This is a genomic window from Staphylococcus kloosii (assembly GCF_003019255.1).
Lineage (GTDB): Bacteria > Bacillota > Bacilli > Staphylococcales > Staphylococcaceae > Staphylococcus > Staphylococcus kloosii.
The window spans coordinates 2408194-2430749 of sequence record NZ_CP027846.1 but is presented as its reverse complement, the minus strand read 5'-3'; the positions used below and the strand labels follow the sequence as shown (position 1 = coordinate 2430749).

26 protein-coding genes are annotated in these 22556 nt (G+C 32.2%); 17 read left to right on the top strand and 9 right to left on the bottom strand.

Translation table 11 applies throughout. The features are described 5' to 3' along the window. Positions 1 to 13: 13 nt before the first annotated feature. Positions 14 to 697, bottom strand: a complete 684-nt coding sequence (locus C7J89_RS12100) for a DUF1129 family protein (protein WP_103295009.1) — start codon at positions 695 to 697, stop codon at positions 14 to 16. Between the two features lie 91 nt (positions 698 to 788). On the opposite strand from C7J89_RS12100, the gene C7J89_RS12095 reads away from it, so the two are divergent. From C7J89_RS12095 to C7J89_RS12080, 4 genes are all read left to right on the top strand, one after another. Beyond that, entirely contained in the window at positions 789 to 1256 is a 468-nt protein-coding gene (locus C7J89_RS12095) for a GNAT family N-acetyltransferase (RefSeq protein WP_103295008.1), read from the top strand. Between the two features lie 43 nt (positions 1257 to 1299). Beyond that, entirely contained in the window at positions 1300 to 1566 is a 267-nt protein-coding gene (locus tag C7J89_RS12090; RefSeq protein WP_061855305.1) for an SA0632 family lipoprotein, read from the top strand. Between the two features lie 286 nt (positions 1567 to 1852). Continuing rightward, the gene (locus C7J89_RS12085) at positions 1853 to 2149 is read left to right on the top strand and encodes a hypothetical protein (protein ID WP_103295007.1); all 297 of its coding nucleotides are present in this window, start codon (positions 1853 to 1855) and stop codon (positions 2147 to 2149) included. Between the two features lie 107 nt (positions 2150 to 2256). Continuing rightward, on the top strand, positions 2257 to 2802 hold the full coding sequence (locus tag C7J89_RS12080; RefSeq protein ID WP_103295006.1) for a GNAT family N-acetyltransferase: 546 nt from the start codon (positions 2257 to 2259) through the stop codon (positions 2800 to 2802). Between the two features lie 31 nt (positions 2803 to 2833). On the opposite strand, the gene C7J89_RS12075 is transcribed toward C7J89_RS12080, so the two are convergent. The 4 genes from C7J89_RS12075 to C7J89_RS12060 form a co-directional block, all read right to left on the bottom strand. Next, complete coding sequence (locus tag C7J89_RS12075) at positions 2834 to 3400, bottom strand: LOG family protein (protein WP_061855302.1); 567 nt, start codon at positions 3398 to 3400, stop codon at positions 2834 to 2836. 5 nt (positions 3401 to 3405) lie between these two features. Then, positions 3406 to 3864 (bottom strand): YaiI/YqxD family protein, encoded by a 459-nt coding sequence (locus C7J89_RS12070; protein ID WP_103295005.1) that lies wholly within the window; start codon positions 3862 to 3864, stop codon positions 3406 to 3408. Between the two features lie 7 nt (positions 3865 to 3871). After that, positions 3872 to 4570: a hypothetical protein gene (locus tag C7J89_RS12065; protein WP_061855300.1), complete on the bottom strand. Its 699-nt coding sequence runs from the start codon at positions 4568 to 4570 to the stop codon at positions 3872 to 3874. Positions 4571 to 4742: 172 nt separating this feature from the next. Next, positions 4743 to 5618 (bottom strand): undecaprenyl-diphosphate phosphatase, encoded by an 876-nt coding sequence (locus tag C7J89_RS12060; RefSeq protein ID WP_103295004.1) that lies wholly within the window; start codon positions 5616 to 5618, stop codon positions 4743 to 4745. Between the two features lie 265 nt (positions 5619 to 5883). Here C7J89_RS12060 and C7J89_RS12055 point away from each other — a divergent pair, with 265 nt between their 5' ends. After that, the gene (locus C7J89_RS12055; protein WP_103295003.1) at positions 5884 to 7515 is read left to right on the top strand and encodes an ABC transporter ATP-binding protein/permease; all 1632 of its coding nucleotides are present in this window, start codon (positions 5884 to 5886) and stop codon (positions 7513 to 7515) included. After that, positions 7512 to 9191: a thiol reductant ABC exporter subunit CydC gene (cydC, locus tag C7J89_RS12050; RefSeq protein WP_103295002.1), complete on the top strand. Its 1680-nt coding sequence runs from the start codon at positions 7512 to 7514 to the stop codon at positions 9189 to 9191. The genes C7J89_RS12055 and cydC overlap by 4 nt, the downstream gene beginning before the upstream one ends. Positions 9192 to 9320: 129 nt before the next feature. Here the strand turns inward: cydC and C7J89_RS12045 are convergent, their stop codons facing one another. Further along, positions 9321 to 9764 (bottom strand): global transcriptional regulator MgrA, encoded by a 444-nt coding sequence (locus tag C7J89_RS12045; RefSeq protein ID WP_061855296.1) that lies wholly within the window; start codon positions 9762 to 9764, stop codon positions 9321 to 9323. Positions 9765 to 9992: 228 nt separating this feature from the next. Between C7J89_RS12045 and C7J89_RS12040 the strand changes: the two genes are divergently transcribed. Genes C7J89_RS12040 through C7J89_RS12025 form a run of 4 tightly spaced genes read left to right on the top strand, consistent with a single transcriptional unit; the run spans position 9993 to position 12810 of the window. Next, positions 9993 to 10916 (top strand): CobW family GTP-binding protein, encoded by a 924-nt coding sequence (locus tag C7J89_RS12040; RefSeq protein ID WP_103295001.1) that lies wholly within the window; start codon positions 9993 to 9995, stop codon positions 10914 to 10916. Between the two features lie 30 nt (positions 10917 to 10946). Further along, on the top strand, positions 10947 to 11855 hold the full coding sequence (locus C7J89_RS12035; protein WP_103295000.1) for an aldo/keto reductase: 909 nt from the start codon (positions 10947 to 10949) through the stop codon (positions 11853 to 11855). A gap of 19 nt (positions 11856 to 11874) precedes the next feature. Continuing rightward, positions 11875 to 12174, top strand: coding sequence for a hypothetical protein (locus C7J89_RS12030; RefSeq protein ID WP_061855294.1), 300 nt, complete (start codon positions 11875 to 11877; stop codon positions 12172 to 12174). A 27-nt stretch (positions 12175 to 12201) separates the two neighbouring features. Beyond that, entirely contained in the window at positions 12202 to 12810 is a 609-nt protein-coding gene (locus tag C7J89_RS12025; RefSeq protein WP_061855293.1) for a DedA family protein, read from the top strand. A 104-nt stretch (positions 12811 to 12914) separates the two neighbouring features. Here the strand turns inward: C7J89_RS12025 and C7J89_RS12020 are convergent, their stop codons facing one another. The 3 genes from C7J89_RS12020 to C7J89_RS12010 all read right to left on the bottom strand — a co-directional run bounded on the left by C7J89_RS12020 (position 12915) and on the right by C7J89_RS12010 (position 14526). Continuing rightward, a complete protein-coding gene (locus tag C7J89_RS12020; RefSeq protein ID WP_048792531.1) occupies positions 12915 to 13184 on the bottom strand; it encodes a hypothetical protein in 270 nt (89 codons plus the stop codon). Continuing rightward, complete coding sequence (locus tag C7J89_RS12015) at positions 13181 to 13813, bottom strand: DUF1361 domain-containing protein (RefSeq protein WP_061855292.1); 633 nt, start codon at positions 13811 to 13813, stop codon at positions 13181 to 13183. Before C7J89_RS12015 ends, C7J89_RS12020 begins: the two co-directional genes overlap by 4 nt. A 284-nt stretch (positions 13814 to 14097) precedes the next feature. Beyond that, positions 14098 to 14526: a PPC domain-containing DNA-binding protein gene (locus tag C7J89_RS12010; protein WP_061855291.1), complete on the bottom strand. Its 429-nt coding sequence runs from the start codon at positions 14524 to 14526 to the stop codon at positions 14098 to 14100. 205 nt (positions 14527 to 14731) lie between these two features. Here C7J89_RS12010 and norA point away from each other — a divergent pair, with 205 nt between their 5' ends. From norA to C7J89_RS11975, 7 genes are all read left to right on the top strand, one after another. Further along, positions 14732 to 15898, top strand: coding sequence for a multidrug efflux MFS transporter NorA (norA, locus tag C7J89_RS12005; RefSeq protein ID WP_061855290.1), 1167 nt, complete (start codon positions 14732 to 14734; stop codon positions 15896 to 15898). Between the two features lie 249 nt (positions 15899 to 16147). Continuing rightward, entirely contained in the window at positions 16148 to 16885 is a 738-nt protein-coding gene (locus tag C7J89_RS12000; protein WP_103294999.1) for a hypothetical protein, read from the top strand. A gap of 129 nt (positions 16886 to 17014) precedes the next feature. Continuing rightward, the gene (gene galU / locus C7J89_RS11995) at positions 17015 to 17884 is read left to right on the top strand and encodes a UTP--glucose-1-phosphate uridylyltransferase GalU (RefSeq protein ID WP_061855288.1); all 870 of its coding nucleotides are present in this window, start codon (positions 17015 to 17017) and stop codon (positions 17882 to 17884) included. Positions 17885 to 17966: 82 nt separating this feature from the next. Next, on the top strand, positions 17967 to 18443 hold the full coding sequence (gene ybaK / locus C7J89_RS11990) for a Cys-tRNA(Pro) deacylase (protein ID WP_103294998.1): 477 nt from the start codon (positions 17967 to 17969) through the stop codon (positions 18441 to 18443). A 234-nt stretch (positions 18444 to 18677) separates the two neighbouring features. Beyond that, positions 18678 to 19436, top strand: a complete 759-nt coding sequence (locus tag C7J89_RS11985) for a DeoR/GlpR family DNA-binding transcription regulator (RefSeq protein WP_061855286.1) — start codon at positions 18678 to 18680, stop codon at positions 19434 to 19436. Continuing rightward, positions 19433 to 20356 (top strand): 1-phosphofructokinase, encoded by a 924-nt coding sequence (gene pfkB / locus C7J89_RS11980; RefSeq protein WP_061855285.1) that lies wholly within the window; start codon positions 19433 to 19435, stop codon positions 20354 to 20356. The genes C7J89_RS11985 and pfkB overlap by 4 nt, the downstream gene beginning before the upstream one ends. A gap of 1 nt (position 20357) precedes the next feature. Then, positions 20358 to 22307 carry a PTS fructose transporter subunit IIABC gene (locus C7J89_RS11975; protein WP_103294997.1) on the top strand — a complete coding sequence of 650 codons (1950 nt, stop codon included), beginning with the start codon at positions 20358 to 20360 and terminating at the stop codon, positions 22305 to 22307. The last annotated feature ends 249 nt before the right edge of the window (positions 22308 to 22556 follow it).

The following is a 22556-nucleotide window of genomic DNA, read 5'->3' as shown; positions in this document are numbered from 1 at the left end:
AGCCTCTGTTTTTTTATAAAGTTGTATCGGCGTTTTTATTTGAATAATGATGATCAATATATAATGATATCGGTATGATAATTAAAGATATGATAATAAACGTCCAATTGCCGATAAATATATGGGGTCCAAATGATAAATAAGATTGAGGCATAAAGAACACATAAAATAACGTACATATAAGCACAATAATAACGAAATAAGTTATTAACCAACTGAGTTGAGATCTACTGAAACATTGCATTTGTATTGCTTTGAAAATCATCCAAATAAATAAAAACACAATAAAAATGCCGATGATTAAAATAATAGGGAATGTATATAAATAAATGTTTTTAGCACCAATAAAGAAACCAATAAACCCTTTTAAAAAGCAAAAGATACCTACAAATAAAATGAAATGTTCGACGATATATTTAAAAATATTGATTATCGTTTCGTTAGGTAGGGCTTTTAATTCTCTTTTGGCATGACTTTTCGGGTCGTGATCAAAGAAATCCATAGCATGTATGCCACGTTCTTCGGCGTTGAGCAATTGTTTTAAGATACGATTCAACATTTTTTCTGAATCATGTGGATTTACACTTAAATCAGCTCTGACATAAGTCATATAGTTTTCAAAGATTTCTCTATCTGTATTATTTAAGCGTAACGATTTAACATTATTTTCACGTGTTAATTTATCAGTAGATTTCATTTGAATTTAGGTTCCTTTTATTAGAATATTGATTTCTACACAATTATGACTAATATTAATACAGAAATCAATACTATATAGAGAGGCTAATATGAGAAAATTAAACCTAGAAGATAAACAGTTTATAAAGCAAATAGCTTATATTCACGAGCTTGAATTGGCGAAGCAAGCACATAAGACAAAACCTACAACATTTGCCGTAAGTTTACGAGAAGAAATGATTATTCGCCGCATAAAATATATGAATGATGTTATATATTGTTATGTTAAAGAAGAACGTCTAATTGGCTTTATTTGGGGTCATTGCCACAAAAAAGATAAAGTAGTAGTGGTTGAAATGCTATTTGTTTCGCATGATTATAGGCACAAACAAATAGCAACTGAATTAAAGCAAGCCATTGAACAATGGGCGATAGAAAACGATATCTATAAAGTTGTCGGTACTGTAAATAGAGACAATGAAGCGATGATTCAATTAAATAATAAATTAGGCTACAGTTCGGAAAAAATTATAATGTCTAAGGAACTTACAACAATGGATGAACAACGTAAGAAATAATGGTAAAATAATGCTTGATAGTATAATGATAAGGAGCTCACGTATGAAAAAGTGGATTGTTCTAATATTAGCTTCGACCATCGCTTTATCAGGTTGTGGCAAAAGTGCAGAAAAAGAATCATTACAAAAAGACATTAGTAAATTAGAGAAAGAAAATAAAGAATTAAAACAACAAAAGGAAAAATTATCCAAGCAACAAGATAAACTAAAAGATCAAGCAGACCAACTAGAAAAGGATATTGATAGTGGTTCTACTAGTGACGATAGTAGTGATAAGAAAAAAGATTCGGATAAAAAGAAAGATAAGTAAACGAACGAATTATGGACGCTATTAGAAATATATATGTATAACTAATAGAAAAATTATTTAATTAATATTAACAAATATGTTACAATGTTTCCTGTAAAATAATTTGTAAGGGTTTTAGCTTCAACTTTAAAGGGTATGTACTTGTCATAAAATAAAAATTGAAGTACAAGATTAAATGATTTATGAGATATCACGATAAATGTAAAATATTAACGTTAGACTTTTAAATGAATTCGTAATAAATAGCTATAATTTGATGACTGGTGAAGAAAGCGAGGGAGTATTCATGCATGAACAAGATTTTAATATTTTAGAAGGTCGTTCAATTACGTTACCTGAACTAGGTAAAGAATTAGAAAATATTACAGGTAGACAAATAAAAGATTCTACTGGTGAAATTAAACGTGTCGTTGCACATTTACCTAATTTTGAATCAGATACTGATACATTCGTAGCTACATATAGATTAAATCATCAAAATGATTTAATAGATGCTACATTTACGGCTCCAAAAAGCGAAAGAAACAGATTAAAAGAAGTAGCTGTTAACGTAGAGTTAATTAGTTATATTACTAAGGCATAACAGCAATTTTATTTATAAAAACTATTACGTAGCGCGATATGATTAGTCATAACGCGTTACTTTTTTATAATACTATCATTACCATTAGTAATAACGAGGTGTGAATTATGACAGTTTATATCGAAACTGATCGTCTTATTTTAAGAGATTGGCATGAAGAAGATTTATTACCATTTCAACAAATGAATGCAAATCAACAAGTTAGACGTTTCTTTCCTAGCTTATTAAGTTATCGTCGTTCTGAATTAGATATGCAAAAGATGGACGAGATTATTAAAGAACACGGCATAGGATTATTCGCTGTCGAACTGAAAGAAACAGGAGGTTGGCTAGGGTTTATAGGTGTGAATTATATAGCCACAGACAGTAAATATAGCTTTGAAGAATTGCCGTTTTATGAAATTGGTTGGAGATTAATACCTGAAGTATGGGGCAACGGTATTGCTTCAGAAGGTGCGGAAGCGGTGTTAGACTATGCTGCGTCAAAAGGTATCGAAGAAGTTTATGCCCTAACTGCAGAACAAAATATTAGCTCTATTAAAGTAATGGAAAAAATAAACATGCAATTTTACGACCACTTTGAGTATCCCGATTTAAGTAATTATAATCCATTAAAAAAACATGTCAGATACTATAAAAAGTTAAGTAAATAAAAAGAATGTAGCTAATAAGCTACATTCTTTTTTAATCATAAGTACGTATACCGAGTGGTTTGTATTGTTCTAAAGTAGTGAGTAAATCTTCTTTTGTATTACATAATGGGGCTAGTTGTTTATATTTTTGGTCAATAAATCCTTCGTCAATCATATGTAACAATAAATCTGCTAACGGGTCAAAAAAGTTATTGATATTGAACATTGCAATTGGCTTTTGGTGAATTCCTATTTGTGACCAACTATACATTTCGAAAAATTCTTCTAAAGAACCAGCACCACCAGGAGCCATAACGAAAGCATCGGCCAATTCTGCCATTTTGTTTTTACGTTCGTGCATAGAATCAACAAGTATCAGTTCGCTAACTTTTTGACTCGTAATTTCGCGCTCATCAAGCATTTTAGGCATTACACCGGTTACTTTACCACCAGCGTCTAATACGCCATCTTGAATTGCGCCCATAATGCCAACTGAACCGGCACCAAATATTAACTCATAACCTTTTTCTGCCATATATTTTCCTAAATTATACGCTTCTTTAACATATATAGGATTGTTACCTTTACTTGCACCACAGTATACTGCAATTTTTTTCATGCTCATTACTCCTCTTCTATGTAATCTTTTAAAATTTGTGCTAGTTTTACTTTAAATTGCACTTGATCCTCAGAAGTGAATTTAGAAGGGCCTTTAGTTCTTCCGCCGCTTTTTCTAAATTGTGCGTTAGCGTGTCGCTGAGCGAGCAAAGTGTCGATATTGTCATTCGTATAATGACGGCCGGAATGATGTAATACAATTGCGACTTTATTTAGAAGTAAACTAGCTAATCCATAGTCTTGTGTAATAACGATATCGTTAGGTTTTGTAATTTGTACAATCTTGTAATCGACGGCTTCTGGGCCACTATCAACATAAATGGTACGCACATGGTCGGGCTGGATAGCTGTAGAAAAGTGGCTGAAACTGCGTACAATGATAACAAAAATGCCTGTCCCTGTAGTCATTTCAATAACTGAATGAGTAACAGGACAAGCATCTCCATCTATTATAACTCTAGTCATAAATAGCTTATTCGTCTTGCTCTTTATTTTGTTTTACGACACTCTTAGCGTCATAATTTTTATATTTTTTAAATTCGGCAAGGCGTGCTTTTTTATTTTTTTCCAGCTCTTTTTCTTCTTCTTTATGTCTTTTGTCGATGCGTTTTTGTAAAATTTTATCTAACTTACTAATTTCTTTACGATTTTCCTTGGCAAGTTTGTCACCTTTTTTCTCAGTTTCTTTATCAACTTTACCAGGAGTTAAGCCAACTTCATCCATATACTTGTTGGCTTTTTTAATACTTTTAATGCGTTCAGATTGGTTCTCTGCACGTAATTTTTCTTCTTCTTTATGACGTTTTTCAATACGTTTTTGTAATTTTTTATCTAACTTCTCAGCTTCTTTGTGTCTTTCTTTAGCAGCTTTTTCTTCTTGTTTTTCTATATAAGCTGGGTCGCTCTCTTTGGCAATTTGTTTAAGCTGACGTTTTTCGTCCAAATGCTGTTTCTTTTCAACAACATAATCTTTTGCATCACCTGATTTATCTACAACAGCATCTTTGAACTGAACAGATTTATGTGCTACCGTTTTTGAAGCTTTCACTGTAGCATCAGTTGCTTTTTTAACATCTGGTTGTTCATTAATACGTTTACGTTCTAAAACAAGTGGAACGAGAAAGATTGGTAAAACGTTAATTAATGTTTTCACTAAATTCTTTTTGTCCATAACGTTGCCTCCATATAAATATACTATGTAACATTTACCCTTTGTCTGACGACAATAAACGCTACAAATGAATTAACAAATATTCATTTACTTAAGTTTTAATATTAACATTTCTAATAGAAAAGGGACATTAATCATAACATTTAATGTTAAAAATAATGTCCCACAAATATTATGCACTTGTAATATGATGACCTATACCAAAACCAAAATAAAGTATAGCAATAATGATTACTAAAATTATTCTATAAATAGCAAAAGGTAATAGTTTAACTTTACTGATTAAATGTAAGAATAATTTGATAGTAATTAATCCAAATACAAATGCTGCTAAAAATCCTAAAATATAGAAAGGTAATTGATTTAAATGAATAAATTCAATATTTTTTATTAGTGATAAACAACTTGCACCTAGCATAATTGGCACAGACATCATAAATGTAAAGTCTGAAGCTGCTTTATGATTCATTTTCATAAGTACACCCGTCGATATGGTAGAGCCAGATCTACTGAAACCGGGCCACATAGCAATGGCTTGTGATAATCCAATAATAAAAGCTTGTAAATAATTTATTTGGTCCACTGTTTTAGGATTAGGTACTTTTTTGCTATAAATATCGGCCATAATCATGTAGACAGCACCGATTAGCAAACCAATCATTACAGTTGGAACACTAAATAAATACTTTTCAATAACATCATCAAATAGTAGTCCCAACACACCTGCAGGTATCATACCTACTAAAATGTGTAATAGATTTAAGCGTTTAGGTTTATGCCTTAGACCATCTATAGGTTGGGATTTATATTTTCCTATATGAAGCATTTCAAAATAACGTTCTCTAAAGACCCATGCAGCTGCAAAAACGGAGCCGAGCTGAATGACTACTTTAAAAGTAAATGCCGATTCAGAGCCTAAAAATGCGCTTGATTTTAACCACATATCATCAACTAAAATCATATGTCCAGTAGAGGAAACTGGTGCGAATTCTGTTAAACCTTCAACAATGCCTAATATAATTCCTTTGATCAATTCAAGAATGAACATAAGTTACCTACTTTCATCTCTATTATTAATTTTTTACATAATTCATTTTCTTATAATATCATGAAATTATGTAAAGATATATTAATAATAGTAATACTATTCATGTTTGTAGAAAATACTAAACGAAGTTTATATCCTCTAGGTATCAAGGATATATAGCGTTTGTGACAAAAATATGTAAAGCCTTATGAATTTGATGGAAAATACAAACCTTATTCATTTAAAAATATAACAAAGAGACTATAATGTAATTTAGGTGATACTTGTGAAAAGATTAACAAAGATTGCGATGGAATATAAAATATATTTAATAGGCATGGCGATTGTCAGCATGTTTTTAGCTTTAACAGTTGTAATACAAAACATAGCTATTGCTAAAGTTTTAAACGAAGTATTAATTAATAAGCATTTTCAAATATATGGGTTAATCAGTTTAACTGGAGTGGTTTTATTATTAAGAGCTACTTTTAACATGTTAAATCTGAACTTAGGTAACCGAATGGCTTCTAAAGTCGCACAACATTTTCGACAACAGGCAATCGATAAAAATTCGAATACGCCAATTGGTAGCCAAGTCAATGTAGTTACTGAAATTATAGACGGTATACTACCATTTTTTAATAGTTATTTTCCTCAAGTATTTAAGTCAATGATGATACCATTTTTTATCATTGTAGCGATGTTCTTTATACATTTAAATACAGCTTTAATTATGCTTGTTACGGCACCTTTTATACCGTTGTTTTATATTATTTTTGGATTGAAAACGCGAGATGAAGCTAAAGATAAAATGACTTATTTAAATCAATTTAGTCAACAATTTTTAAATAAAGTAAAAGGCTTAGTCACTTTGAAGTTATTCAATCGTACTGCACACACAGAACGCGAATTATATGAAGAAAGCACGCATTTTAGAACGTTAACTATGATTATTTTACGCAGTGCTTTTTTGTCTGGTTTGATGCTAGAATTCATTACCATGTTGGGTATTGGCTTAGTCGCATTGGAAGTAGGTTTAGGCCTTGTGTTATTTCACAATATAAATTTTGAAACAGCGGCCATTGTTATTATTTTGGCACCTGAATTTTACAATGCTATTAAAGACTTAGGTCAGTCATTCCATACAGGTAAACAAAGTGAAGGCTCAAGTGATGTGTTATTCGATTTTCTAGATAGTGCTGAGCCTCACGTTGTCTCTGAACCACAAGTAATATCTTCAAATAATATTATGGCGCTCCAAAATGTTTGGTTTAAGTACAATGATACAGCGAATTATGTGTTACAAGATATCAATCTGAAGATTAAACGTGGTGACAAAATCGCATTAGTAGGGCCAAGCGGTGCTGGTAAGTCCACTTTAGCTAAAATAATCAGTCAACAATTGCAACCAGCGAGTGGTGAAATATACACGAACGAGCACACTATTAACTTTGGTGTGTTAAGCCAGCATCCTTATATTTTTAATACGTCAATTAGAAATAATGTAACGATGTTTGATGACACAATCGCAGATAAAGTTATTAATAATGTGTTAGCAGAAGTGAACTTAATAGACAAAATTAGTCAATTAGAAGCAGGCATAGACACACACATTGGTGAAGGCGGAGAAATGTTATCTGGTGGAGAGATGAGAAGAATTGAGTTAGCAAGGGTCTTATTACTACAACCCGATGTAGTGATTTTTGATGAACCTACGACAGGCTTAGATATTCGCACTGAAAAAATTATCCAAGCAGCGATAGCACGCCATTTCCAGCAACAAACAATTATTTTTATTGCACACAGAGACAGTACTATACGACAAGCAGATATAATTATTGAACTTAGTCAAGGTAAGGTTCAAAATATTGATAGCTTAACATCTGCAGTAAAGTTAAAAGGTGATGATTTTCAATGAAACCACGCATTCATTTTAAAATAGATAAAGATTTAATACTTGCAGTCGCCGTTGGTGTGCTTGGCAGTTTAGTTGCTTTAGCGATGTTTTTCTTGAGTGGTTATATGGTTACACAAAGCGCACTCGGTGCACCATTATTTGCGTTAATGGTGCTTATCGTTTCCGTGAAAATGTTTGGCTTTTTACGCGCAATTTTTAGATATATTGAACGACTATTATCACACAGAACAACTTTTACGATGTTGAGAAACGTAAGAGTTCAGTTTTTTAAAGGCTTGATACCAGTTGTTCCGGATATTTATAGAAAATTTAAATCCACAGAATTATTATCTAATATGATAGGGCGTATTGAAGCCTTACAAAACATTTATTTACGTGTATACTACCCGCCGATTGTTATAGGGTTAACGTCAATTGTATCCGTAATCGTCTTGTTTGTTTTTTCTTATGTACATGCTGCGGTTATTTTTATTAGTATGCTCATTACGTTAGGTATAGTGCCTTGGATTAGTGCCAAAAGGGCGAGAAAAATAAAACAAATTAAACGTGCATCTGAAAAAGACTTTATGGATCATTATTATGATTATAAAGCAGGTTATGATGAATTAAATCGTTTTAGTAAGGTTGACGATTATAAAGATAAAGTACAACATGCATTGAAAAATTACAGTCAGGCACAAGATAAAGAGCAACAGTTTTTAACGCGTTATGATTTTTTATTGAATTTGATAGCGATGGTAGCACTCTTTTTCACATTACTGTTAGGAGTGCTTCAAGTGCAAAAAGGAAGTATGGATGTTGTTTATTTAACGAGCATTGTGTTAATGATGTTGACGTTATTTGAGCAAGCTGTACCTATGAGTAATGTTGCTTATTTTAAAGCAGATACGGATGATGCATTGGATAGCGTTAATAATATAATGGCGCACCCAGTAGAGCAAGGTAATGAGAACTTAATAACAAAAACTGTCAGCAACAAGCCAATACTAAAATTTAATAACGTCACGTTTAAATATTGGCAACAACATTTACCTGTAGTTAACAATATTAATTTACAAATTAACAAAGGATCACATGTAGCAATTGTTGGTCCTTCAGGTTCTGGTAAAAGTACATTACTGAATTTAATGTTAGGTCTATATGAAACTACTAAAGGCAATATAGCTTATCGAGGACAAGATATTCATCATATAAAAAATGAACAAAAATATGCTTCAATCAATGCGTTATTACAGTCGCAGCAAATGTTTGATGGTTCTCTAAGAGATAATTTATTTACACAACGAAGTGATGACGAAATAAGAAAAGTGTTAGATTTAGTTGGGCTTTCTGACATGCCACTCGATAAAGAACTTGACCTTAGCGGTAACAATGTTTCAGGAGGAGAATTGCAACGTATTAGTATTGCTAGATTGTTATTAAAAGAAAGTGATCTATGGATAATGGATGAGCCAACGACTGCATTAGATATTTATAATACAGATAAAATTATGTCATTAATTCATGATTACGCTGAGACGCTTGTTGTAGCAACACATGACTTACGTTTATTACCTTATTTCGATGAGATTATTGTTATGGTCGAAGGCGAAATTATAGAACGCGGAAGTTATGATAAATTAATAACACAACGAGGTTATTTATATGATGTATTAAAATTAAATGATGCTCAGTAAAAATATGTGTGAATATAAAAAAATAAAGAGGTTAAACAATAAATTGTTTAACCTCTTTATTCAAATTTAAATTTACATTTATTGATGTCAATTACTATAACTTCTACAATATTTTAGCATGCACCCTAATTACTCATTTTCGTATTCAGTAAATGCTTTTATCACTTTGCCAAGTAATCTATTAAGCTCAGCTGCTTCATCTGTATCAAGTGAAGATGCTACTGCAACGTCTTGACATGCAGTTTCCAATTCAGGACGAATTGCTTCACTTTTATCTGTTAAATGAATAAATACCTCGCGTTGATCGACTTCTGATCTTTCGCGTTTAATTAAATCTACCTGTTCCATACGTTTTAATAACGGTGAAACAGTACCTGTATCTAATGCTAATTCGGTAACGACCTTTTTAACATTAACTGGTGATTCAGTCCACAAGATAGTTAAAACTAAGAATTGTGGATAAGTTAGTTTATACTTTTTAAAGACATTGTTTGAGTAGTAGCGATTTACTTGTCTTTGTGCGTTGTATAAACTGAAACATAATTGTTCCTTTAAATTTAGTTGCTCAGACATTAAGTTCTCCTCCAGACATCCTAATCCGTATTTTTCTCTGTGCATCGGAATTAAATCCGTCTATGTTGTTTAGATTCCATTTGCAAACACACTTTTATACTTTGCCATGCTAAAATATTAAGTGTAATTAAAGTGTAGAAGATATTTAATCTTTTATCAAGTAAAAGGTTAATTATAGGTTTAATTTATTATTTATGCAAACATTAAATTTTGAAATGAGTGATTTCTATGACAAGTTTTAAGAAAGAAAAGCTAGCCGTTACTATTGTAACTGGTTTTTTGGGCAGTGGAAAAACAACATTTCTTGATAATTATATTCAATATTTATTGCAACGAGATGAAAATCCACAGCTTATCGTCAATGAGGTAGGTAATTTTGATGTGAATAACCAATTATCACATGACATTAACGTCATTCCTATATTAAATGGTTGTGTTTGTTGTGATTTGAAACAAGACTTACTAATACAAATGAAACAACTTATTGCTAATAGACAAACTGACCATATCGTAATAGAGGCGACTGGTATTGCCAATCCACTAGAAATTGTTGCTGCATGCCAAGACCCTGAAATCATTGATGAAGTTGCTCAGCCATTTATTATTGGCATAGCAGATGCTTCGACATTTGTTGCAAGAGATAACTATACGCAACAAACTAAACAGCTTATGGAAGAGCAATTAAAGGTATGTAGCTTAATATTGGTAAATAAAATGGATTTGATAGCAGATGCTTCTCGTGAAAATTTAACACAATTGCGCGCGATTAACGATAAGGCAGCCATTTTCTACACAGAGTATGGACAAGTTACTGAAAAACAACTAAACGCAGTTAGCCAACAAGATATTGATTTTGAACATACACATGGTGACCATCATAATATTAATACTTTAAATTATACGTTCACTAGTCCTATTGATAGACGTTTATTTTATCAATTTATTTTACGCTTGCCAGAAAATGTATTGAGACTTAAAGGATTTGTAAAATTCCGCGATGAGCCCGAAACTATTTATGAATTCCAATATGCGTTTGGTGTTCCTAATTATCAACCGATAGAATGTGATAAAAATTTAACAATTGTGATTATCGGAGAACATTTAGATGTTGAGAGAATAAAAAATAAGTTAGACATGTTACAATTTACGTAATTAACAAAACGCTATTAAGGATGTGTTTAGATGGATAGAGTTACAATTAATCAGCATGTTTCTTTTTCAAAAATTATACAAGGTTTTTGGCGCGCAAATGCATGGGATTGGTCGCCGCAACAATTAAATAAATATTTACATGAATTAGTAGATAGAGGTATTACTACTGTGGATCACGCTGACCTTTATGGCGATTATTCATGTGAAGGCATATTTGGACAAGCGTTAAAATTATCTCCAGAACTTCGAGATAAGATAGAAATAGTGTCTAAATGCGGTATAGTACTACCTTCAGACAAATTCTCATGGACGAATGGACATCGCTATGACCATTCTCAGCAACATATAGAACAATCAGTAAATAGGTCGTTATCAGAGTTGAACGTTGATCATCTTGACTCTTTACTTATCCATCGACCATCACCATTAATGGACCCGAATGAAATTACTGAGGCATTAAAAAATTTAGTGACAGCAGGAAAAGTTAAATCATTTGGCGTATCTAATTTTAAAAAGTCTCAATATGATTTGTTAAATAAACACTTAGTATGTGACAAATTACATATTACGTTGAATCAATTAGAATTATCTCCTTACACGCTCGACGCGTTAGAAGATGGCACAATCAATCATATGTATAAAGACGAGGTTAAAATAATGGCATGGAGTCCGCTTGCTGGCGGTAAGCTATTTAATGCTGATGACGCTAAAGCACAACGTATAATGACAAAAATTGAATCACTGGCACAAAAATATCAAGTTACAACTTCGGGAATAATCATGGCGTGGCTTAATAAACACCCGTCTCAAGTAATGCCTGTGTTAGGTACACATCAAATTAGTAGAGTAGATGATGCGCTTGCAGGAATGAATATTACGCTAAGTGACCAAGAATGGTTTGATATTTATACTGCGTCACTCGGCCATGATATTCCATAATTAAAAGGAGAAATAGAAAATGAGTCAAAAGAACGAACAACATCAAGAGAAAGAAACAAAATTTCAACGAAACTTAATTAATTTTCCATTTTTAGGTTTTGCTATAGTTATATTAATACTAAATATTGCCTATCCTGATATAAATATTTTTCTAGCATTATTTGGTTTGTTTTTCTTATATAATGGCGGATTACTATTCGTCTCATTTGTTAAACATTATAAACGTACAATGTTACTATCATTGGTACTAACAGTATTAACAGGCGCAATATTTGGTACACTGATGTACTTATATGCTTCATTTAATAATTTGTTCTAAAAATTAGTTATTATTAGGAGAAAATGAATGGAAAAATGGATAATTCATTTTATGGAACAATATGGTTATTTCGGTATAGCGTGGTTAATTTTTTTAGAAAATGTTTTTCCACCTATACCGTCTGAAATCATTTTAACTTTTGGTGGCTTTATGACGACAAAAACTGACTTAACTTTTGTTGGCGTCGTCATAACATCTACAATTGGTTCTGTAATTGGGGCTATTGCCCTCTATGGTATTGGTACTTGGATTGGGGAAAATAAGCTATACAATTTAGTGCAAAAGTACGGGAAATTTCTACGTGTAACTACAGAAGATTTAACAAAAACTTTTAAGTGGTTTGAACGGTATGGTTATTGGACGATTTTCTTTTGTAGGTTTATTCCTTTAATAAGAAGTCTTATTTCAATCCCTGCTGGCATTACGCGAATGAATATATGGATTTTTATTATTTTTACCACGATTGGTACGCTACTATGGAATATTGTTTTAATATATTTAGGACAAACAGTAGGTGGCAATTGGCACGTTATCGTTAATTATATGGATATCTATTCTAAAATTATTTATGTCTTATTATTGCTTCTTGTTATATATATATTATTTAAATGGTTAAAAAGAATACGACAAAAATAATAGCTAAGTTAATCATATAAACGCGATGGAAATCACATATCACATATAAAAAGCCGGTCACTACGTCCATTATTAAAATGGGGTAATGACCGGTTTTTAAATTTTTAAAATAAGCAAATATAAACAGCAACGTATTCAAAGAATGTAATGATATACATATATTTTAATCTTAATTTTACTTTTAAAGGAACTGACCATTCTGGATAGCGTTGCTCATAATAAAATAATTGCAAGAAGAACAGCCCTATACCTAATGGGAATAGCATTAAAATAATACTATGAAGTAGTGAAAATCCTACTTCGTGTAAAAAATGACCAATAATGAGTTGGAGTAAGATAATGATAACTAACAAAATTATAATTTTTGTGATCATTTTGCCATACGAACTCCTTTCATAAACAATACAAGCAATAATTGTAAGCAAACCATCAACAATACGAAAATAATTGTATCTACGTTAAAAATTGCTACGAATACCTCTCTGATAATTCTTAATGGCTCGTTTATCAAGTAAACTGAATGAACACGTAAAAATCTGCCCATATATATACCAAGCCCATTTAAAAACATCATGATTAGAATAATTGTACGATTTAACCACATATAACGGGTGAATGTACTCATTTCTAAGAATATCAACATTAAACAATAGAGAGCGAAAAATACTGCAGCAACTAAATATGAGAAGTATTTCCATTCGATAATATTCAAACCAGCATAAAAGTTAAAAGCGAATTGATTTAAATGTATTAAATCAGTAATCATATAAAACGTATTTGGCACCATAAAGACGAAAATAAGTGAAAAGATAACGAATAGGGGCCATTCAAATTTACGTCTAGGTTTAAACAATTTAAGTAATAAACATAATTCTAAAGGAATATATGCTAAAAAGAGATTGAGTGTCATAAACCCATAAACATTATTTTTTAAGATAGAAATGATTATGAGTAATAAAAATACAATACGTGCTATATATCGTACTTTATATTTAAAGTTCATAAGACTTACCTTCCTTACTAAAACGACTATTTTGAATATATACTAATAGTATAAAGTGTGTTTGAGAATATGAGATTTAATAATACATGTTTTGTTTTTTATAAGCAATGGAAAAGAAATATAATAGCAGACTTCTTTTTAACCTGTAATAGCTATGAGCAGGCAGTTTAAAGTTATTTTTAAGTCATTTAAAATTCATAATACTTAAAAAAACAAATAAAAACAGAGGCGACAACTCATTATAGCAAGCATACACCTCTGTATTATTTTATGGCTATAAATTATCAATCTGATGATAAATCTAATAAATTCAAGCCAATTTTACTGTTATGTTTACGGTTGATATCTACATCAGTCATTGTAATGACAATTTCTGCAGTTGCAGAAACGATTGCTTTAGTTAAATGACCACTTAAAGTTTGATATTGATTTGTACCAAAAGTAGCATGTAAATGAGCAAATGGTTTATCGTCAACATGTGAAATATTACCGAGCAAGCTTATAAGTTCGAGTGGTTCTTTTACTGCTCGCTTTTCATACGTTTGCGTTTCAAGATTATAAAAATTCAATTCTACGCCTTGGCAAGCTCCAATACCACTAACAGTACCAAATTTACCATTTTGTTGCTGCGCGATTGCAGTTACTTGTTCAACAATGTCTTCGCCTTGTTCTAATACTAAGATAATAGTTTGACCATCAACTTTATAGTTCATATAACTCCCACCCATTTGTTTATTTCTGTATAATTATTAATTACCCAGAGTTGTTTTGTTTATAACTCAAAAAATTTAAATTTTTCTATTGTGTTCATTATGATAGTTGTAATAGAATATTGTAATATTATGCAAAATATACACGTTGATAAGTTGTATAATAATCCAACTAAAACCTTTAATTTGAGTGTAGGGAGAGTGAATTATGAATAAACAGTTTTACGTCTTATATTTTAATATATTTCTAGTTTTCTTAGGTATAGGGTTAATCGTTCCTGTATTACCTGTATATTTGAAAGATTTAGGCTTAAAAGGGAGCGATTTAGGAGTCTTAGTAGCTGTCTTTGCATTGGCTCAAATGGTTATATCACCTTTTGGTGGTACGCTAGCCGATAAACTTGGTAAAAAGTTAATTATATGTATCGGGTTGTTACTTTTCGCAATTTCAGAATTTCTCTTTGCGATTAGTCACTCCTTCACTTTACTAATTGTATCAAGAATATTAGGCGGTTTTAGTGCAGGTATGGTTATGCCAGGTGTAACAGGCTTAATAGCAGATATATCACCAGCAGGAGATAAAGCTAAAAACTTTGGTTATATGTCGGCCATTATTAATTCCGGTTTTATTTTAGGACCTGGATTAGGTGGCTTTTTAGCCGAATTTTCACACCGTTTACCATTCTTTGTTGCAGGATTTAGTGGTATTTTAGCTTTAATTTTATCGATCATACTTATTCATAACCCTAAGAAAGCGACGACGGCTGGTTTTACAAATTATCAGCCAGAGTTATTGAGTAAAATAAATTGGAAAGTATTTTTAACGCCAATCATTTTAACGCTCGTATTAGCTTTTGGTTTGTCTTCATTTGAGACATTGTTTCCATTATATACTGCGGATAAAGCTCATTATTCACCATTAGATATTTCTATCGCCATTACTGGTGGTGGTATAGCAGGCGCAGTATTCCAAGTGTTCTTTTTCGATAAATTTATGAAATATTTCAGTGAACTCAATTTTATAACATATTCATTGGTATATTCTGCAATTGTGTTGGTCGCATTGACGATAACGCAAAGTTACTGGGGAATCATGATTGTTAGTTTCATTGTCTTTATTGGATTTGATATGATTCGTCCAGCAATTACGAATTATTTTTCCAATATCGCAGGAGATCGTCAAGGCTTTGCGGGCGGTTTAAACTCCACGTTTACGAGTATGGGTAACTTTATTGGACCATTAGTTGCAGGATCATTGTTTGATGTTAATTTTGAATTTCCACTATATATGTCAGTAGTCGTTATGATTTTAGGGATAATTGTAATTTTCATTGAAAAAGCTTTAAGAATGAAACGTAAAAAAGCAAAAGCTTAACTAAAAAATTAATTAAGTAAAAAGATATTTAATCAACACTTTTATCTAATAATGTAGATAAGAGTGTTTTTTTATTGGAAATTTACGATGTTAGTGGTTTTGTGACAATTTTGTTATAGTAATTTTTTAAATTCGTAATAAATATGTTACATACATTACATTCTTTTTAAATTGTACTACACTTAACGTTATAATCACTTTTTTTATGTTACTATTTATTAAAATAAATCAGTGATGGGGAGGTAACTTATGAAAAATTTAATGCTAGGGTTAGTAACTTTTTTACTAGCATGCTTTCTAGCCTTCCTGTTATTTATCGCCACGAATCAAAATGCGCTCGTAAAAGTTCATGAATTGATTTGTAGTAAGCCCACTGTAAAAAATGTTGCAGTTAATAAAGTTGAAAGTATTTTTGCATATCACCATACAATTGATGCAGCTATTCAACCTTCAGGTTTAAATAATCCGCGCAATGGTAAAAATGCTACTCCTATTGCCCAAAATACTACACAAGTATCTAATAACAATGAAACAGCAAACAAACGATTACCTCCATTTACTTCTGCTTTAGGTTCGGCCCAATCTTTGGTAAATAATACGAATCAGACGCATAATCGATATAATGATTATGCCATCGATAAAAATTATAAAGGTAAATACTATTATGTTTTCACTTTTGAAAATGCCAAAAAACAAAACACTTATTTTAGAGTGACAGTCGATGTTCAAAATAAAGCTCATATTTATGATGACGCTTTTAAGCCAGTTAAAACTGAAGGACAAAGTATTACTATGTCTAAACAAGAAATGGGCGTTATAGCACAAAGATATGCGCAAGACCAATTATCACCCCAAGCGACATTAAGTAATATTAGTCGTACAACAAAAGGGATGACTTATTTATTTGTTAATCCATTAAATCACAAACGCTTAAAAGCACATGTAACAAATTCAGGTAATGTCGTTAATTTACCAACAATGAAGTAGCCGACGCGTTTAAAAAAATGTTATGATTCACATAAATCAAACTAGATTTATGTGATTTTTTATTCCATAAAAAATCAATGATACGATATAGATGAATGAAGTATATATATTATGAAATGGGTGAACTTTGTGAAAAAGATAAAAAAAGCAATCATACCTGCTGCGGGGTTAGGTACAAGATTTTTACCGGCAACAAAAGCAATGCCTAAAGAAATGTTGCCTATATTAGATAAACCAACAATACAATACATAGTCGAAGAAGCAGCAAAAGCTGGAATCGAAGACATTATTATCGTTACAGGTAAACATAAAAGAGCAATAGAAGATCATTTTGATAATCAAAAAGAATTAGAAATGATTTTAGAAGAAAAAGGAAAAGATGATTTATTAGAACGTGTAAAATATTCAACTGAATTAGCCAATATTTTCTATGTAAGACAAAAAGAACAAAAGGGATTAGGGCATGCTATTTATTCAGCACGTCAATTTATAGGTGATGAACCATTCGCTGTATTATTAGGTGACGATATCGTTGAATCAGATACGCCTGCAATCAAACAACTTATGGATATTTATGAGCAAACTGAAAAGTCAGTGATAGGTGTTCAAGAAGTTCCAGAAGAAGAAACGCATAGATATGGCATTATTGATCCTATAGCACAACAAGGACGACGCTATGAAGTGAAAAAGTTTGTTGAAAAACCAGCTGAAGGCACTGCGCCTTCGAATTTAGCAATAATGGGACGTTATGTCCTTACAGCAGAAATCTTCAATTATTTAGAGACACAAGGTAAAGGTGCAGGTGGCGAAATTCAGCTAACAGATGCGATTGAACGTTTAAATAAAGATAATCAAGTTTTTGCCTATGATTTTGAAGGTAATCGTTTTGACGTAGGTGAAAAGTTAGGTTTTGTTAAAACGACGATTGAATTTGCATTAAAAGACCAGTCGATGCGTGACGAGTTAAAAACATTTATTAAATCACTCAACCTTGATTAAATTAATAGCGAGGTTAAATATTGTTGCTTTTGACATCTAACGTTTGAAGGAACATTATAAATATTTCTAGAAGGTGTCTCTCATGAAACATAAAAAAACGAATGCGATGCGTATATTAGAAAAAGCCAATATCGATTATGAGCTAAACAAATATGAAGTTACGAATAAACATATGGACGGGGCTACGGTTGCGCAAATTGTTGGTGTAGATGCTAAGTTTGTGTATAAAACGCTAGTACTAGAAAATGCACAACATGAATGTTTTATATTTGTAATTCCAGTCGAGGAAACGTTGAATATGAAACAGGCAGCGCATACCGCACAACAAAAGAAATTAGCGTTATTGCCACTTGAGCGACTGAAACAAGTTACAGGTTATGTGAGAGGTGGTTGTTCACCAATAGGCATGAAAAAACACTTTCCAACGTATATAGATGAAAGTGCATTACAGCTACAAAATGTTTATGTTAGCGGCGGAGAACGCGGTATGCAAATTAAAATAAATAGCCAAGATTTGATTTATATAGCAGAAGCAGAAGCTGCCAATATTATAGAATAACGATTTAATTGTGGTTATAAGTTTAATGTAATTTAAAAAGCAGTAGCAATTCAGTAATACAACTGAATTGCTATTTTTTTATTTCTTTTGGAATGTGATTGGCGTTAAATGGTTGTTTTTGAATGAATTTAGCTAAAAATACAAAAAATGTGATTGTTTTTGAATGAAATTGATAAAAAATGATTGATTTAAGAAAACGTATACATTATACTAGTCGTGAGATGAGGTGGGAAGATGATTACTGAAAAACGTCATGAATTGATTTTGAATGAACTTTCAAAAAAAGATTTCTTATCATTACAAGAATTAATCGACAATATAGGCTGTAGTGCATCTACTATACGTAGAGATTTATCTAAGCTGCAACAACTAGGGAAGTTAACGCGCCTGCATGGTGGTGCTACATTAAACCAGTCAGTTGTCATAGAACCTAATCTTATTGATAAACGTAGCCAAAATCTTCATGAAAAGAAAGATATAGGTCGAATAGCTTCAGAATTAATCGAAGATAACGATTGTGTATTTTTAGATGCAGGTTCGTCTACGCTAGAAATGATTCCTTTTATTACTAGCAATAACATTACAGTCGTAACCAATGGTCTCACCCACGTTGAAGAATTAATCAAAAATGGTATCAAAACGATAACGATTGGTGGTCAAGTTAAATCCAATACGTTTGCTACTGTCGGACCTAGTGCTATCGAAACGCTGGGCCGATACCGATTTGATAAAGCATTTATAGGTATTAATGGTATAGATATAAACTATGGCTTAACTACACCAGATGATCAAGAAGCTTTTGTTAAAAAATATGCCTTGAAACAAGCGTTAAATAAATTTGTTGTTGCTGACAGCTCTAAATTTAATAAAGTCTTTTTCACCAATGTACCTATTGATCAAGATGTATCAATAATCACTTCAGAACAAATTAAAGAAATTGAAAATTATGATTTATTTAGTCGCCATTACGACATATTAGGAGGAAAACGATGATTTATACAGTAACTTTTAACCCATCAATAGATTATATTATGGTTTCGAAAGACTTCCAAATTGATGGTTTAAATCGTGCTTCATCAACGCATAAATTTGCTGGGGGGAAAGGCATTAATGTCTCAAGAGTACTGCAAACATTAAATGTTGCATCAACCGCTTTAGGGTTTGTAGGTGGCTTTCCAGGAAACTTTATTAAAGATACATTATTAAACAGCAACATTGCTACAGATTTCGTCACAGTGGATGAAGACACGCGTATCAATGTGAAATTAAAAACTGACAATGAGACAGAAATCAATGCACCGGGTCCTCAAATTACTGAGGAACAATTAAATACATTACTTGAAAAGATTAAAAATACTGCGGCTGACGATATCGTTATCGTGGCTGGTAGTGTACCGAAAAGTATAGGAAATGATGTTTATGAAAAAATAGCAGCTATTACTAAATCGACAGGTGCTCAATTAGTAGTAGATGCTGAGAAACATTTAGTTGAAAGTGTACTACCGTATGGTCCGTTATTTATTAAACCTAATAAAGACGAATTAGAGGTTATGTTTGATGTCACGATTAACAGTGACACGGAAGTGGTTAAGTATGGCCGTGAAATATTAGCACAAGGTGCAAAATCAGTGATTGTGTCGCTTGGGGGAGAAGGAGCAATTTACGTTGACCATCAACAAAGCTTCAAAGCCACAGTTCCTAAAGGTAAAGTAATAAATACTGTTGGATCGGGTGATAGTACAGTAGCAGGAATGGTTGCTGGTTTAACGAGTGGTTACTCAGTATCATCTGCATTTAAATTAGCAGTTGCTGCAGGGACAGCAACAGCCTTTAATGATGACTTAGCACAAGGTGAAGCAATAAAAAATATAGAATCACAAGTTGAAATTCACAAACTTGATGGGAGTGATTAAGATGAGAATAACTGAATTATTAACAAAAGATACGATAGCAATGGATTTAAATGCCACGGAGAAAAATGGAGTCATAGACGAGCTTGTAACTCAACTCGATGAAGCGGGAATTTTAAATGATGTTGAATCATTTAAATCAGCAATATTTAATCGTGAATCACAAAGTACTACTGGTATTGGTGAAGGTATAGCTATACCTCATGCTAAGGTTGCGGCTGTAAATAAACCAGCTATCGCCTTTGGTAAATCGCAAAGTGGTGTTGATTATCAAAGTCTTGATATGCAACCTGCCCATTTATTCTTTATGATTGCAGCTCCCGAAGGAGGCGCACAAACGCATCTCGACGCCTTAGCTAAGTTATCAGGTATATTGATGGATGACAAAGTTAGAGCAGATTTATTAGCGGCTCAATCACCTGAAGAAGTACTGCAAATTATTGACCGTGCAGATGATGAAGCAACTGAAGAAGAAAATGCTGAGCAACAAAGTGTTGCTACAACTACATCAACTGATGATGAAGCAAAAGATGAACCATATATATTAGCTGTAACTGCTTGTCCAACTGGTATTGCGCATACTTACATGGCAAGAGATTCATTGAAAAAACAAGCTAAACAAATGGGTGTACAAATAAAAGTAGAGACAAACGGTTCGGGTGGTGTGAAAAACGCACTGACTGATGAAGATATCGCTAAAGCTACTGGTATTATCGTTGCGGCGGATGTGCATGTTGAAACAGACCGTTTTGATGGTAAAAATGTAGTAGAAGTACCTGTTGCAGATGGTATAAAACGACCAGAAACGTTGATTAATTTAGCTCAAGATACATCTAGAAAACCATTTGTTGCGTCTGGTGGTAAACGTAATCAAGCGGCTGAAGACAATAGCAAAGGTATAGGGAAAACCATTTATAAACACCTTATGAATGGTGTATCGAATATGTTACCGTTAGTTATTTCTGGTGGTATCTTGATGGCAATCGTCTTTTTATTTGGTGCCAATTCATTCGATCCGAAAAGTTCTGAACATAATGCATTCGCCGAACAACTGTGGAATATTGGTAAAAATAGTGCCTTTGCATTAATTATTCCAATTTTAGCTGGTTACATTGCTAGAAGTATTGCGGATAAACCAGGTTTCGCTGCTGGTTTAGTAGGTGGTATGTTAGCTGTTTCAGGTGACGCAGGGTTTATTGGTGGTATTTTAGCAGGTTTCTTAGCAGGTTACTTAACTCAAGGCGTTAAACGTTTAGTTAATGGTTTACCTCAATCTTTAGAAGGTTTAAAACCAACTTTAATTTATCCGGTATTGTCAGTTACGATAACTGGACTATTAATGGTATACGTTATTAATCCGCCTGCTTCATGGTTAAATAACTTATTATTAAATGGTCTAAATGGTCTATCAGGTGCCAATATTGTGTTGCTTGGTTTAGTCATTGGTGCAATGATGGCTATTGATATGGGTGGTCCTTTCAATAAAGCAGCATATGTATTTGCGACTGCAGCGTTGACTGAAGGAAATAGCGCGCCAATTACTGCAGCAATGATAGGTGGTATGGTGCCTCCAATCGCAATCTCAATTGCTATGTTGATTTTCCGTAAGAAATTTACCAAAGAACAAAAAGGGTCAATTATTCCTAACTTTGTAATGGGATTCTCCTTTATAACTGAAGGTGCAATACCATTTGCGGCTGCCGACCCATTACGTGTTATTCCATCAATGATGGTTGGATCAGGTGTAGCAGGAGCTATCGCATTAGGATTAGGTTCAGCAATACAAGCGCCACATGGTGGTATTATCGTTATCTTTGCAACTGATATCACACATGCATTGCAATCATTAATTGCGATAATAATAGGTGCAGTTGTGGCAGCGATTATCTATGGTTTATTAAAACCGAAAGTTACACAAGTAGAAGCAGAAGCTTCAGAAGCTATGAACGAATAATAAAAAAATTAAAAATAATCAAAACGTTATCACTTAAAGTAGATTAGGTGGTAACGTTTTTGTTGTATAATTATTTGAAAAATATTAATATATTTTGTTGAACTCAAATTATATACAAGTGTATAAAGATTGCTAATAATAGTAATTATTATATGAGTTTAATTAGTGATAAATATTGTTATTAAATTAATACGCAATGTTACAACTTACAGTTATGATATGATAAAATGTAATTCATACGTCAATTTT